At 37.6% G+C, this 14,747-nt stretch carries 12 protein-coding genes; 3 read left to right on the top strand and 9 right to left on the bottom strand.

The window, feature by feature from the left end; genetic code table 11:
• Positions 1–254 precede the first annotated feature (254 nt).
• A complete protein-coding gene (gene acnA, locus IEW44_RS03090; protein WP_188613562.1) occupies positions 255–2,957 on the bottom strand; it encodes an aconitate hydratase AcnA in 2,703 nt (900 codons plus the stop codon).
• A gap of 456 nt (positions 2,958–3,413) precedes the next feature.
• On the opposite strand from acnA, the gene IEW44_RS03085 reads away from it, so the two are divergent.
• Entirely contained in the window at positions 3,414–4,301 is an 888-nt protein-coding gene (locus tag IEW44_RS03085; protein WP_188613561.1) for a transglutaminase domain-containing protein, read from the top strand.
• Between the two features lie 52 nt (positions 4,302–4,353).
• Here the strand turns inward: IEW44_RS03085 and IEW44_RS03080 are convergent, their stop codons facing one another.
• Positions 4,354–4,941, bottom strand: coding sequence for a putative periplasmic lipoprotein (locus IEW44_RS03080; RefSeq protein WP_188613560.1), 588 nt, complete (start codon positions 4,939–4,941; stop codon positions 4,354–4,356).
• An 18-nt stretch (positions 4,942–4,959) separates the two neighbouring features.
• Positions 4,960–5,778 carry a WYL domain-containing protein gene (locus IEW44_RS03075; protein WP_188613559.1) on the bottom strand — a complete coding sequence of 273 codons (819 nt, stop codon included), beginning with the start codon at positions 5,776–5,778 and terminating at the stop codon, positions 4,960–4,962.
• Positions 5,779–6,377: 599 nt separating this feature from the next.
• Between IEW44_RS03075 and IEW44_RS03070 the strand changes: the two genes are divergently transcribed.
• Positions 6,378–6,860 carry a hypothetical protein gene (locus IEW44_RS03070; RefSeq protein ID WP_188613558.1) on the top strand — a complete coding sequence of 161 codons (483 nt, stop codon included), beginning with the start codon at positions 6,378–6,380 and terminating at the stop codon, positions 6,858–6,860.
• Between the two features lie 98 nt (positions 6,861–6,958).
• On the opposite strand, the gene IEW44_RS03065 is transcribed toward IEW44_RS03070, so the two are convergent.
• Together IEW44_RS03065 and IEW44_RS03060 are read right to left on the bottom strand one after the other, a co-directional pair.
• The gene (locus IEW44_RS03065; protein ID WP_188613557.1) at positions 6,959–7,465 is read right to left on the bottom strand and encodes a sigma-70 family RNA polymerase sigma factor; all 507 of its coding nucleotides are present in this window, start codon (positions 7,463–7,465) and stop codon (positions 6,959–6,961) included.
• A 3-nt stretch (positions 7,466–7,468) separates the two neighbouring features.
• Positions 7,469–8,671 carry a hypothetical protein gene (locus tag IEW44_RS03060; protein WP_188613556.1) on the bottom strand — a complete coding sequence of 401 codons (1,203 nt, stop codon included), beginning with the start codon at positions 8,669–8,671 and terminating at the stop codon, positions 7,469–7,471.
• 101 nt (positions 8,672–8,772) lie between these two features.
• Between IEW44_RS03060 and IEW44_RS03055 the strand changes: the two genes are divergently transcribed.
• Complete coding sequence (locus IEW44_RS03055; RefSeq protein WP_188613555.1) at positions 8,773–9,315, top strand: GNAT family N-acetyltransferase; 543 nt, start codon at positions 8,773–8,775, stop codon at positions 9,313–9,315.
• Positions 9,316–9,391: 76 nt separating this feature from the next.
• Here IEW44_RS03055 and IEW44_RS03050 read toward each other — a convergent pair whose 3' ends face one another.
• The 4 genes from IEW44_RS03050 to IEW44_RS03035 form a co-directional block, all read right to left on the bottom strand.
• A complete protein-coding gene (locus IEW44_RS03050) occupies positions 9,392–10,816 on the bottom strand; it encodes an NAD-dependent succinate-semialdehyde dehydrogenase (protein ID WP_188613554.1) in 1,425 nt (474 codons plus the stop codon).
• Position 10,817: 1 nt separating this feature from the next.
• Positions 10,818–12,002 (bottom strand): iron-containing alcohol dehydrogenase, encoded by a 1,185-nt coding sequence (locus IEW44_RS03045; RefSeq protein WP_188613553.1) that lies wholly within the window; start codon positions 12,000–12,002, stop codon positions 10,818–10,820.
• A 1-nt stretch (position 12,003) separates the two neighbouring features.
• Positions 12,004–13,395: a hypothetical protein gene (locus IEW44_RS03040; protein ID WP_188613552.1), complete on the bottom strand. Its 1,392-nt coding sequence runs from the start codon at positions 13,393–13,395 to the stop codon at positions 12,004–12,006.
• Positions 13,396–13,558: 163 nt separating this feature from the next.
• Entirely contained in the window at positions 13,559–14,539 is a 981-nt protein-coding gene (locus IEW44_RS03035) for a LacI family DNA-binding transcriptional regulator (RefSeq protein WP_188613551.1), read from the bottom strand.
• Positions 14,540–14,747: the final 208 nt, after the last annotated feature.

Here is a 14,747-nt window from a genome sequence, read left to right as displayed (position 1 = left end):
CTCCATAATCTGTTTAATCTGCTACGTTATAAATGATAAGTATTATCACGAACTGCCCTTCGCTTTTCTTATTACTCAAACAATATAAATAAGCTTATTTACCTATAGTTTATATTTATATAGTAGCCCCAAAGACTACTATACTTATTTTAATGATAAAAGTAAATTATTTCATGAATTAGAAGGTACCGTAAAGGGTATTTTTTGCCATAAAAAAAGACTCCAGTTAGACTGGAGTCTTTAACACGCGTTAATTATTGTTCTGTTGCTTTTGCACGTAGTACCATTTGTAAAATACCACCGTGACGATAGTAGTCTACTTCTACTTCTGAGTCGAAACGAGCTAAAGCTTGGAATTCTTTAACGGTACCGTCTTCAGATTTAGCTGTTACTGTTAGGATATCACGAGGTTTAACGCCTTCAGCGATGTTAACAGAGATTTCTTCTTTACCAGTTAAGCCTAAAGTTTCAGCAGATTCGCCAGCCATGAATTGAAGAGGTAGAACACCCATCATTACAAGGTTAGAACGGTGAATACGCTCGTAGCTTTGTGCGATAACTGTTTTAATGCCTAAAAGGTTAGTACCTTTTGCTGCCCAGTCACGTGAAGAACCCATACCGTAGTCGTTACCAGCCAATACTACTAAGCCAGTGCCGTCTGCTTGGTACTTCATGCAAGCGTCGTAGATGTACTCTACTTCGCCAGTTGGCCAGTACGTAGTGAAGCCACCTTCAGTACCTGGAGCCACTTGGTTACGGATACGGATGTTAGCGAATGTACCGCGCATCATTACTTCGTGGTTACCACGACGTGAACCGTATGAGTTGAAGTCGCGAATCGCAACGCCATTCTCGATTAAATATTTACCTGCAGGTGTATCTTTACCGATTGCACCAGCTGGTGAAATATGGTCAGTTGTAATTGAGTCACCAAACTTAGCGATTACACGCATGTTGTCAAGGCTTTCGATTGAGCCTGGCTCTTTTGCAAGACCTTGGAAGAATGGTGGGTTTTGGATGTAAGTTGATTTGTCATCGAATGTGTAAAGAGATTCAGTTGACGTTTCAATGGCATTCCAAGCTTCGTTAGCAGTGAATACTGTTTCATATTCTTTTTGGAATAATTCACGAGTAACTACTTTGTTTAATACTTCGTTTACTTCTTCAGTTGCAGGCCAGATGTCTTTGAAGAATACATCTTTACCGTCAGCTGTTTTACCAATAGCGTCTGTTTGTAGGTCGATGTCTACAGTACCAGCTAATGCGTATGCTACTACTAATGGTGGTGAAGCAAGGTAGTTCGCTTTTACAAGTGGGTGAACACGGCCTTCGAAGTTACGGTTACCAGAAAGTACAGAAGTTACGAATAAGTCGTTATCTTTAATCGCGTCTTCGATTTCTGGAAGTAAAGGACCTGAGTTACCGATACATGTTGTACAGCCGTAACCCACAGTGTTAAAGCCAATTTTGTTTAGGTATTCTTGAAGACCTGAATCTTCTAGGTAACCTGTAACAACTTTTGAACCTGGTGCTAAAGAAGTTTTAACCCATTTAGGAACTTCCATGCCTAACTCAACCGCTTTTTTAGCTACAAGACCTGCAGCGATTAAAACGTATGGGTTAGATGTATTTGTACAAGATGTAATAGCAGCAATTGCTACTGCACCTGTTGGGATTTCTACGTCGCCTTCAGCGAATTTAGCTGTAGATGTTTTAGCGAACTCATCTTCAGTTAAACCGAAGCCTTGTACGCCCATTGGTGCTGTAACGGCTTCTTTGTAGCGTGCACGCATTTGAGATAATGGAATTAAGTCTTGTGGACGTTTAGGGCCAGAAAGGTTTGGCTCAATGTCTGCAAGGTCAATTTCTACTACATCAGTGTATACAGGCTCTAATGTTGGGTCAAAGAACATGTCGTTAGCTTTAAGATAAGCTTCAACAACTGCTACGTGTTCTTCATCACGACCAGTTAAACGCATATAGTTAAGTGATTCTTCATCAATTGCGAAGTAACCACAAGTAGCACCATACTCAGGCGCCATGTTTGAAATTGTAGCACGGTCAGCTAATGGTAATTGTGGAACACCAGGACCGAAGAACTCTACGAATTTACCTACTACACCTTTAGCACGTAAAACTTGAGTTACTTTAAGTGCTAAGTCAGTAGCTGTTGTTCCATTAGGAAGGTCGCCCGTTAATTTAACACCGATTACTTCAGGAATTGGGAAGTAAGATGGTTGACCAAGCATACCTGCTTCAGCCTCGATACCACCAACACCCCATCCAAGTACGCCAAGGCCATTGATCATTGTCGTATGTGAGTCAGTACCTACTACTGAGTCTGGGAATGTTTCGAAAGTACCATCAGTATTTTCATAAACGTGTACAACTGGTGCAAGGTACTCTAAGTTAACTTGGTGTACGATACCTGTTGCAGGTGGTACAGCACGGAAGTTATCATAAGCCGTTTGCGCCCATTTTAGGAAGTTGTAACGCTCTGCATTTCGTTCAAACTCCAAGTCCATATTTGCTTGTAAAGCAGATTGGTTACCGTATTTGTCTACTTGTACTGAGTGGTCAATTACAAGGTCAACTGGAATTGCTGGGTTGATTTTTGCTGGGTCTCCACCCATTTCTTTCATTGCTGAACGTAGAGAAGCTAAGTCCACTACTACTGGAACACCTGTGAAGTCTTGTAATACAACACGAGATGGTTTGAATGGTACTTCTGCTTCTGCATCAGCGTCTCTGCCCCATTTAGCTAAGTTATCTACGTGGTCCTCTTTAATAACATAGCCATCATATTGACGTAAAACAGATTCTAATAACACTTTGATTGAATAAGGAAGGTTTGATACTTTTGCAATGCCCGCTTCTTCAATTGCACCTAAACGGTAGTAATTATACGCTTTACCATTTACGTCGAATGTAGAACGGCTGTTGTGTAAGTTTGCCATTTACGGTTCCCCCTAAAATTTAAATTCTTTATTGAAAAGGCTGAATAAAGCTTCTTTTCTCCAACTCCTATGATAGCGCATTACGCTATATAAGTAAATTACATTAATATTATATTTTACGATAAGTAAAACTAATGACCTTTGCTATTTTGCCATAAATTACACTTGAAAAAGTTTCTCAATAAGCTATTTTTTAACTATTTTACATACAGTAGAACTTTTTAACGCACATCGTATTGACAGATTCACTTTTTATTACTAGAAACGACCTTTATTTATTGTTGAAATTTGCTCTTTTCAATCATTAATTTTGGCTCATAGCTTCTGTGTCATACGATTTCCACTATTTTTCACAAAACTTTTCCTTATATAGCTGATTACTTGTACGGCTATTACTTGCTTCACATGCATAATTTTGTTTTACTGAATGCATTAAACCTTGCAAGGAGTGCAAATATGAAACGACTTCTTCCTTTTATTTGTCTCGTGCTATTAGTAGGTTGCGAATCGCGTATCACACCCTCAGAACCTATTGTTATTGAACAGACAACACTAACAAACTATGCTCCCGTACTACCAACTGACAATTTTATAACTAAAACTATGCAATCCTGGCGTGATATTCATCCCAATACTTATCAAGATATTTTACAGGCACTAATGCATTACGATACAACGTACCACTTTTCACCTTCCGAGATACATCCGGATGATGTAATGGCGATCGTGGAAGCCATTGCCGATAATAATCGCTATGACGTCCCGTTAAAAAAATGGGGTGTACGTTATACAAATATTGATGGGGAGTTAACCTTTACGTACAAACTACCTTATGATGAATTAATGAAGAGAAAAACGTTTGTAGACCAACAAGTACAAAGCATTATTGCTAATGAAGTGCCATCAAATGCCACAGAGTATGAACGTGTTAAAGCACTCCATGATTACGTTGTTCTCAATACAGCCTATGATGTTACCACTTATGAGAATTGTGACGCCATTAACTGCGAAAATGTAGCTGACCCCTACTCTGCTTATGGGCTATTCGCTAACCAAATAGCTGTTTGTTCAGGCTATACAGGTGCTTTCACTGCGTTACTAGATGCAGCTGGCATTGAAAACTATGTCGTTACAGGTACTGCTAAAGGTGTTGGGCATGCTTGGAATATTGTAAAAGTTGATGGTCAATACTATCACGTTGATACTACATGGGATGACCCTGTACCTGACCGCCCAAATGAGGTACAATATGATTATTTTTTAAAACCTAATGGAGAAATGTATGATCATTCTTGGAAGCCCGATGACTTTCCCCCTGTAGCAAAAGAAGCGTATCCACATTGATACGCTTCTTTTGCTCTGTTATTCTTTTGCATGGCTTTATAAGTTGTTAGTGTTATTGTGTTTTTTCGACATGCGAAGCAAAGAATAAAATTGTATTACGGAAGCCGCCATCTGTTGTATTGTAGGAATAAGTTGTTAGAGGAATGCCCCAAAATTGAATGTAATCATCCTCTAAAATATCGCCGCTTGTTTTAAACATATACACGTGATAACTCATATCCGCATTTTCATCATATACATTCAGCCACGTTTCAGTTTCGCCAAAGTCATGGGTTGTCTCATCTACTTGTACAACTTGCCCTGTAAACGTCATAAGCGTAGATAAGTGAGGCTGTAAATTTTTGTTTAATAACTTAATGTCCACACTTTGTGCATCTGCCTTTACTTTAGTAATGGCTTCTTCAGTAACCGCAGGAAAAATCGTCTCATGCTCAGTAACATAATCATAAGATGTTTCAGACAATTCTCCTTGGTCATCTGTTAACATAGGCACCGCTTTTTTAAGTACGTCAGCATATTTCTTCCCTTTATCTTCTGCCGTTTTTTCACTATCTTCTTTCGCTTGATCAGTTGAAGTACCTTCTGAACTACATGCTGTTAATAATAAAGTAACGCATAGCATAAATATCAATCTTTTCATTATTCTTCTCCTCTTCCTTTAACATTGATACCACTGGTCATGGTATTCGATAGGGTAAATCATTTCTCGCTCTTTGCCATATTGTGATAGCCACACAATCAATGTCGCATTAGATTGACTTTTATCTAATGTATGGGTTAATTCTTGTTGAGGTAATAAAAGTTCATATTCGTTGTCATTGATTTGCGGATGATTGGGTTGTTCGCTATAAGAGTTAATGCGGTCTAAACGATATGTAACAGGTAGTACACAACCTTTGAAATAAGCTACAGCAATCACATAAAAATATTGCTTCATAAATAAAATATGAATGGGCTTTATACTATATGACTGAAGCTTATCCTGTTGTTCATACATAATCTCCATATATTTATTTTTTACGATGCATTCTGTCACAGTCCAAATGAGATCACATAATCGATTTTTAGTGTGGGGTAACTCATCATAATAGGTCAACTCTTTTTCAAGCATAGTATATACAATTTCCTTATTCTTTAACGTACTTTGCCCAAGCAAGTTTGTTATGAATGTTCTCAATTCACCTATACTAAAGGCTCGACTTGCTATTATTATTTTTGCAATAACATACACTTGTTCTACAGGCAGAGCTTTCGTCTTATTGCCTGTTAAAATATAGCCTTTTCTTTGCCCATCATACTCAATCATCTGACCAGAAAAAGAATTCGCCAAATGTTCTTGAATTGTACTAATATCACGCTGGATTGTTCGCATACTAACAGATAAACGATGGGATGTTTCTAATTTGTTTATCGTTTCGCCGTTGTTTAATTGATCATATATTTGCAAAATCCGATGTATTTGTTCCGACTTCCTCACAAGAATACCTCCTTTCTAACCAAAATCGCTCAAGTCTTACATTAACAAATAGACTAGACAGATTATGTCACTATCTAATTTTTTTGTCATAAAAAATAACCTATACTTTGTATAAAATGTAGGCTATTCATAAAAACTATATTACTGATCTATAACAGCAGAACTTTTTTACAGAAAGCAAAATAAATATTGAATAATAGCCTATTCATGTCGATAATACTTACAATAACTACAATGGAGGTAATAGTGATCACAAAGGTTTTATAGTGGCGATCTTAAGTATCATGTCTATTTAAGTGTTGTTTACAAAGACTGTGAAAGCATTTATTTCAGAGCTTTCAAGAGGCGATGAACAGCGGAACTTGGCTATGGTCATATCAAATATGCTAGATCTAATAATGTTGATTTGAAGCAACATATGAAAAAGGCTATCGACTAACAACAGCGACTTCATTGTTGATGGATGATATATTTGATAGGATGCACAACAGTATATTTGATTCCCACAACACGCCCATCCATTTTTCAGGTAATACAATGCTAGATGGTATTTTTATTACATAAAAAATTATGATCTTTTATGGAAAGTAGGTAATTGTATGAATGCAAATTCTGTTATTCGTCATCAAGTCATGTCATATTATACTAATCATACCCATATGCCGTCAGATAAAGTACAGAAGGCTGCCTTTCTGGTTGAAGCAACAAAAGGTGAGGTGACTCAAAAGGACACTTCCGCTCTTTACAAAACGCTTACGGATCAATATGATGTTAGAAATGCTACCTTTGAAGAAATTGCGGAAATATCCAAAATTTTATATAAGGCAGGGGAAATATCTTTTCAAGAACATGCGGTTTTATCATTTGATTATGGCAGGGCTACAGACTACATGAAGCGCTATGCGCCAGGCAAAATCTCAGCTGATTTTGACATGTATATAACGCCTGCTAATAGCCTTGGACAAAGAGATTGGTTGGCAGAACTTAGTGCAAGAGCAGCACAAGCCTTTCAATTTGGTGAATTAGTGGGGTATCAACATAACACAAGCATACTTACTGTTTTAGAACGGTTATCACGATAAAAAAGGTGGCTCAGCCACCCTTTTTTATCTTTTCTTTTTGTTTTAAGATTGAGGGAAAATAGTTACTTTACTATGCGTCTCATCGCCAAATTCTCTTCTTATTGTTCTTCAATTTGCAACACCTCCCAGTCATCTGTAGCTAATACGTGATGCAACCTTCTGCGTGCCTCTCTTAAACGCGTTTTTACCGTATTGTCTGATAAATGAAGTAGTTCTGCAATTTCAAGAATATTGCGTTCCTCATAATAATAAAAAATAATAGGTTCACGGTATTTGATCGGTAGGGCTAATACAGCGTTTGCAATCGTTTGCCGTTCTTCTTTTAAAATCATGGCAGCAGTTTCTACATGGCTACGTGTCAACTTTTCTTTAATGATCACTTTACGATATGCCCAACTCTTTACATAATCTTTGCATTGATTAACAGTCATTACCGTTAAATATTGTTTTATTTTTCCTTCTTCTTGATAAGCAGCTTGGTTTTTATAAAATTTTAAAAACACTTCCTGCACAATATCTTCAGCTATTTGTTTGTCTTTTACGTATAAATAACTTAGTTTTAATAAGTATATTGTATAAGTCTTTACAACCTCCTCTATCTCCATATGTTATCTCCTCTCATCTGGCACTCTCACAACTTCTGTTTGGTCTTGATGTTGCAATGTAATATCCCATCTATTCTGCTCAAATCTTGCACTTTTAATACCTACAAGTTCATCTTTATTTTGAATAGCCTGAGCAATAGCTTCTTCTTGTGTTAGCTGGGCATTAGGGTAACGTAGCGCTTGCCAACTACTCACACTATTGTCTTCAAACACTTGTGCACGTTGCCCCAACTGCAACTTTTGCTCTGTTTCAATCCATAAAGATTGGTTTTGTTGGTGAGCGTTAACAATTAAATAACGATTTCCCTTTTGTTTTAAGACTTCGCCTTTAATTTTTGTTTTTTTCATTTGACGATGCTCTTCTTTCAATGCTTGCCAGTCATAATCATATGCTTGTTTTATTATGCGAAGCTGTTCTTGCTCTTCTTTAGTTTGTGCCTGTAATTCAAACTCTTGTAATGTTAATGGTGTAAATGGCAATGCTCTTTCGGTGTTTTCTGATAATTTTTTTAACAAATACGAATCAATCATTTGTTGTGCTTGTTCTGTATTTGCTATATTGCGTGAAGGCTGTATAATATTATTTTTTTGTTTAAATTGTTCAATTTCCTTATCATAGCGCTTAGAAAAAGTAGCCAACGCTTTATCTTCAAAATTGGCATCTATTGACTGAGCATTTTGGTACAATTGTAATTTCTGTCGTTGTGCAATAATCGTTTTTGCATATCCTTCCTCTGTGACACCTAACTTTTGATACAAATAATCCATTATTTTTTGTTCAGGTGCTTCCAGTATGGATTGTTGTTGTTGAATGGTGGCTAAGTGAATAGCCTCTTCTGTAATGATGATCCCTTGTTGTTGAGCATAATAGGCTAATGCAGCTTGGTTAAATAAGTCTTCAAAAACAAGATGTTTCACTGTAGCTTCGTCAGAGAAATACCACGATAATATGTAATTTCTATATACTTCTCCTTCAAATACCTCTTGTGATAACCATTCATCAAAATTAGCGTGCTGCTCTTTCGGATAAAATGCGAGTATGAGCGTAGTGCAACATACGATAATAAAACTTAGGACCATGGGTATTTTTATCTTTTTTATGCGGGATTTCTTTTCTAGATTGATCTTTACATATTGCTCTACAGCCTTCGCTTGTACAGATAAGTCACCTATTTTTTCATCTAATTGTTGTTTAATCGGATTCATTCATAAACACCTCCCTACTTATATAACGAGGCTACTAGTATTTACGTTTTCCTTTTTTGGTAGTTATTATATAATATAGAGGGTGAGAGAGGAGATATATCATGTTACTTGAAACCAATAGACTCTTATTAAAAAGTTATGACCATACATTGGCTGAACAAGTTTTTCACGTTGTTCAACAACAAGCAATTGCGCATACTTTAATGCACTTACCACACCCTTATCCAAGAAACTTTGTAGAACGTTGGATTACTTACGTCAAGGAAAGTTATGAACAAGGAACAGCTTATGAACTTGCTATTTTTCTAAAGGAGACTGAACAATATATTGGCAATTGTGGATTAGTGAGTGTAACAAAAGCTCATAAGAAAGCGGAGATTGGCTATTTTATTGATGTCCACCATTGGGGTAAAGGTTATGCTACAGAAGCTTGTCAAGAAGTATTAGCGTTTGGTTTTACCACACTGCATTTAAATCGTATTAGTGGACGTTGTATGACAAGAAATCCAGCTTCTCGAAACGTATTAGAAAAAATCGGTATGACATTTGAAGGTAGGCACAGACAAGAATTTATGAAAAATAATCTATATGAAGATATTGACTATCTAGCTATTTTAGCAAATGATTACTTTACTAAGCGTTGATTTTATCCTACATATTTAAGCCACAAAAAAGCACAAACACTAATAAAATAGCGTTTGTGCTTACTGATTTATTTTACTATAGTTTAATCGAAATATACTTTGTTTCTAAATAATCTTCCATACCTTGGCGTCCGCCTTCACGACCTGTACCGCTTTCTTTCCAGCCACCAAATGGCGCTTGCGCTGCTGAAGGGCCACCATCATTTAAACCGATAATACCATATTCAAGTGCTTCGCTAACATAAAAAGCTTCTGACAAATTTGTAGTAAACACATAGGCCGCTAAACCAAATGGTGTATCGTTAGCACGTGTAATTGCATCATCCACATCTGTAAATGTTGCTATTGGAAGCAATGGACCAAATGTTTCTTCTGACATACATTGCATATCGTCTGTAACACCTGACATTACAGTAGGTGCATAATAGTACCCGTCTCCTGCAATACGCTGACCACCTGTTTCAATAATTGCACCTTTAGCACGCGCATCTTCCACATGCTCATTCACTTTATCAACGGCATTTTCATCAATCATAGGCCCAATTGTTGTTTGTTGGTCTAAGCCATTCCCTACTTTCATTTCTTTCACCTTATCTGCTACAGCTGACACAAATTGCGCTTCAATATCTTGATGAACATACACACGGTTTGTACAAATACAAGTTTGGCCAGCATTGCGGAATTTAGAAGCAAGTACACCTGTTACTGCTACATCTAAATCGGCATCTTTTAGCACAATAAACGGGGCGTGCCCGCCTAGCTCTAATGATACTTTTTTCATTGTATCTGCTGACTCTTTCATCAACTGCTTGCCCACTTCTGTTGAACCTGTGAATGTTAATTTGCGCACGCGACGATCTTTTGTCCAAGCACCACCAATTTCACGCGCTGAACCTGTAACAATATTTAGCACACCTTTAGGAACACCAGCTTGCTCCGCATATTCAACAAGTTTGATAGCAGTTAATGGTGTTTGACTTGCTGGTTTTAAAACCGCTGTACAACCCACTGCTAAAGCTGGTGCAATTTTTCGAGTAATCATAGCTGCTGGGAAATTCCATGGCGTAATAGCTGCTACAACACCAATAGGTTGGCGTAATACTAACATGCGTTTATCTGGTGCTGATGCAGGGATTGTCTCGCCGTAAACGCGCTTACCTTCTTCCGCGTACCACTGAATATAAGCATTGGCATAACGTACTTCACCAAGAGCTTCTGCTAATGGCTTACCTTGTTCTTCTGTCATAAGTTTAGCAATTTCTTCTTCATTTTCTTTAACAAGTTCGTACCAACGATACAAAATGTCACAACGTTCTTGTGCTGTTTTCTTTTTCCACATCGTAAATGCTTCAGCTGCTGCATCTACTGCTTGTTTCGCTTCCTTTTCGCCACCATAAGGTACAGATGCTATTGGTTTTGTCGTTGCAGGATTAATTACTTCATATTGCTTCCAATCTGTACCTACCCATTCACCATTAATTAAAAGTTCGTAATTTTTCATTTTACTTCTCTCCTTTTTCAACAACTTGTCCTTCATGAGCTGCTGAGTAAATGGTAAAAATATCTTGCCACTCTAATTTTAACGGACTTCGTGCTAAAATTCTCGTTTGCAGTATTGCATCATCCGTTAAAGATGAAATTGCTTCTTTATGAATACCAAATGCTTGCAATGTTGAAGGGATTTGAATATCCTCCACTAAGCGCTTCAACTCACGCACACATGCTTTTGATGCTTCTTGCTGTGACATGCCTGATGGGCTGAAACCCATTGCCTCATAAATATCTTTCATTTGGCGCTCACAACTTGGGCGAATATAACCCATGACATATGGTAGTAATACTGCATTCGATTCACCATGAGCTAAGTGAAATTGTCCACCTAATGGGTAAGCCAAACCATGTACACCTGCTACACCTGCGTTAAAGAACGCAAGGCCTGCTAAGTAACTGCCATAACTCATTTTAGTACGTGCTTCTTTGTCATCACCTTGATGGACAGCCGTACGAATTGAAGAGCTAATGAGACGTATTGCCTGTAAAGCTAATGCATCTGACACAGGACTAGCAAATTTTGAAACATACGCCTCAATCGCATGTGTTAAAGCATCGGCTCCTGTTGCTGCTGTTACTTTAGGGGGTAATGACATCGTCAATGCTGGGTCAACAATAGCGACATCTGCAATTAATGCATCATGAGCAACTACATCTTTTGTTGTCTCTAATGCTAGTACCGAAATATTTGTTACTTCAGAACCTGTACCTGATGTGGTTGGAATCAATATCGTTGGCAATCCTTTATGTGCCACTTGACGCGTACCTGTTAAGTTTAAATAGTCTGCAACCTCACCTTCATGTTGAGATAATACCCCGGCTAACTTACTTAAATCAAGCGCGCTGCCACCACCAATGCCAACTACTGCATCAAACTGATTCTCTTTAGTAAATTTGACTAATTTTTCACCTATGGCTAATGGCGGTTCAGGTACTACATCTGTATACACCTCATATGAGAGATGTAATGCTTCAATCGGTTTAATAACATTTGCTGTTAAACCAATCTCATGTAAAAAGGGGTCTGTCACAATTAAAATATGCTTTGCATTAAAACGTTGTAATTCACTAGGCAAATGCTCCATAGCTCCCCACCCTGTATAACTGAGTGGTGGTAATGTAATTTTTTCTGACATCTTAGTCTTCCTTTCTCGCTTTAAATTCTGATTGATTTTTGACAAAAGTATCATCTACTTCGCCGCGGAAAAAATCTCTTCCATAAATTAAAAATACTAATAAAATACCAACACCAAAGCCCCAAGCAGCGCCTTTAATCGCAAGTACGCCACCTATAATGCCTGCAATACCTAAATCACGTTGGCTGCGAGCTTCTAATACGCCCACTTTTACACTTACATAACCTTGAATCAATAATGTGAGTGCCAATGCTACACCTAAAATAGGTTGTACTAAACCAACAATTGGCAATAGCAATAAGCCTGTATTTGTTCCCCAACGGAATGAGCCTACACCGCCAAAAAACGAATCCATAGCAGCTCGCCCTTTTTTATAGCGCTCTACCATCACAACCTGCATAGCTGACCATAAAGGACCTGCCATTGTCACATCTGGACCTAATATACTCATAGTGGCATTACGGAAACCAAAAATAAGATGTGCACGACTTGGATTATAATCTAATTTCTCATCATCACGAGATGCGTCTGCTTCTTCAACTAAAATACGCGTTTGAATAACATCACCAAATAATACAATATACGCAGCAAATACTGTAGGTAATGCCGTAATGAACATCATCATTGGTGGTAAACCTAAGCCAAATATCGTATATTCATTCCACAATGTTATAAAATCGGGCTTTGAAAAACCCCATTCAATTGTGGGCCAAGCTGCTTCTTTAAATAATGGTGCAATAATAACTGCTAATATAATAACAGGGAACACACCTAATTTTGCGATTAAACCAAATAAAGGATGCTTTGTTTGAATTTGCGCGAAATGTTTAGAGAACATCAAATAAAAACCTAAACCTACCGCTATCGTAATCGTCCATGGGAATTGATCAAAACGACCACCAATTTGGAAAACCGAAATAATAGCAGCAAAGCCCGCGCCTAATATAATGCCTGAGTTTAAAGCAGGTGGTATTAAACGAATGACTTTATTAGCTAACCCCGTAGCCCCTAAAAGTAAGGATAGTATGCCGAGGGTCAACTGGAAGGCAATTAGGGCATGCACACGTTCTGGCCCTTCTGGAAATTGCTGTACATATAACATAATCAACGGAATGGCTGGTGTGATCCACCCTGGTACGGCTGGGTCACCAAGTAAATGATGTAATAAATAAAATAGACCATTTAACATGACAATAGCTAATGCCACTTCAAATGGCATACCTAATAACTCTGTCAATAGCGGAATCGCTGATAAGTCTACTGCACACATTAACAAACCTTGTACATAATCAGGCCACTCAAAACGATAATGAATAAAAGGTAATCGAATTTTAAATGGTCCTGCTGGAATATGCGGTGCTTCTTGACCATACTCCCTATTTTTCCACAACATAAATTGTCCCCCTTAGTGAATTACGCATAAAGTACGTTACATTGATGCATTACTTCTACTTTTCTGAATATTGAACACAAATGAATACGTATACATTAAACTCAAAAAAATAAATGCCATAAAATGAATACGTATACATTTTAGGCGAAAAAGTAGAAGCAACTCAGCATCTCTGCGTCGTGCTTCTAGAAAATACTTTAACAGATTCGGTAATTTGTATGCAAGGCTTTTTTTCATTTTCAATCATTTTAATTAATTCTTGAATCGCCACTAACCCTAAATTACGCTCTGAAATACTGCCTACGGTCGTTAATTGAATGGCCCCGTGGCGACTATCTTCTACGTTGTCAATACCAATAATACTTAACTCCTCGGGTATTTTAACTTGAGCTTTATACGCGACATCCATTACCGCTAATGCAATAGAATCTGCCCCACAAACAATAGCTGTAGGCGGTGTGGGCAACTGCATTAATTGTGCATATGCTTTAGCGACTTCTTCTTTGTCAGCAGTGTTATGAATGACCAACTCTGGTAGTAATGTCCCGAGAGCTTGTTTCACCCCTATAAAACGGTCATGAAAAGTACTCACCTTTTGAGAACCTCCAATAAAAGCAATACGTTTATGCCCCAATCGTTGTAAATGTTGCGCTGCTAAATACCCTGCTTGTTTATTATCAATCTCGACAAAATATTCATTTCTCGCATGCTTACGATTGTACGTAATAAAAGGAATTGACATATGTGTCAATTGCTCAAATATCGCATCTTCTAAAAAAACACAAGACAAAATCATACCAGCTACTTTTGTTTGAATCGCTGTAGCATAAGCTAGAGCAAGTTCGTCATCTTGCACAAATTGTACATTGACTTGATAACCTTTTTTGTTAGCATAATTTACAATGGCTGATGTTGTTTCTACAAAAAAAGGATTATACAAAGGGCCAGATAATAATGTAATTAACTTTGTTTTGTCTTGTACAAGTGAACGTGCATGCGCATTTGGCACATATTTTAAAGTTTCAATAGCTGCCTGTACTTTATCACGAGTTTTAGCTTGTACACGGTCTGGGTGATTCAGGACACGTGAGACAGTAGCCTGTGAAACGCCCGCTTGAATTGCGACATCTTTGGACGAAACCATCCTATCACTCCTTCTTCTTAAAATAGTACATTTATCTATTAAAATATACCGTATTATCATTGATATAGCGACATTTTTCAAGAAAGAGACACAATATTAAAGGATGCTATATCACCCAGGGCGAATTATTTAGATGCAACTTCAAAAGGAAAACACTCACCGCTGTAGTGAGTGTTTCATAGAGAGTTCGATATTTATTGTCATCGAC

Origin of the sequence: Lysinibacillus alkalisoli (assembly GCF_014643595.1) — a bacterium.
Classification (GTDB): domain Bacteria; phylum Bacillota; class Bacilli; order Bacillales_A; family Planococcaceae; genus Metalysinibacillus; species Metalysinibacillus alkalisoli.
Note: the sequence above shows the minus strand (reverse complement) of the source record. Positions and strands in the feature narration are given on the sequence as shown.

What these genes read in the sequence shown, in the direction of transcription:
- acnA (WP_188613562.1), bottom strand. Translation starts at nt 2,957, where the DNA reads ATGGCAAACTTACACAACAGCCGTTCTACATTCGACGTAAATGGTAAA.
- IEW44_RS03085 (WP_188613561.1), top strand. Translation starts at nt 3,414, where the DNA reads ATGAAACGACTTCTTCCTTTTATTTGTCTCGTGCTATTAGTAGGTTGC.
- IEW44_RS03080 (WP_188613560.1), bottom strand. Translation starts at nt 4,941, where the DNA reads ATGAAAAGATTGATATTTATGCTATGCGTTACTTTATTATTAACAGCA.
- IEW44_RS03070 (WP_188613558.1), top strand. Translation starts at nt 6,378, where the DNA reads ATGAATGCAAATTCTGTTATTCGTCATCAAGTCATGTCATATTATACT.
- IEW44_RS03065 (WP_188613557.1), bottom strand. Translation starts at nt 7,465, where the DNA reads ATGGAGATAGAGGAGGTTGTAAAGACTTATACAATATACTTATTAAAA.
- IEW44_RS03060 (WP_188613556.1), bottom strand. Translation starts at nt 8,671, where the DNA reads ATGAATCCGATTAAACAACAATTAGATGAAAAAATAGGTGACTTATCT.
- IEW44_RS03055 (WP_188613555.1), top strand. Translation starts at nt 8,773, where the DNA reads ATGTTACTTGAAACCAATAGACTCTTATTAAAAAGTTATGACCATACA.
- IEW44_RS03050 (WP_188613554.1), bottom strand. Translation starts at nt 10,816, where the DNA reads ATGAAAAATTACGAACTTTTAATTAATGGTGAATGGGTAGGTACAGAT.
- IEW44_RS03045 (WP_188613553.1), bottom strand. Translation starts at nt 12,002, where the DNA reads ATGTCAGAAAAAATTACATTACCACCACTCAGTTATACAGGGTGGGGA.
- IEW44_RS03040 (WP_188613552.1), bottom strand. Translation starts at nt 13,395, where the DNA reads ATGTTGTGGAAAAATAGGGAGTATGGTCAAGAAGCACCGCATATTCCA.
- IEW44_RS03035 (WP_188613551.1), bottom strand. Translation starts at nt 14,539, where the DNA reads ATGGTTTCGTCCAAAGATGTCGCAATTCAAGCGGGCGTTTCACAGGCT.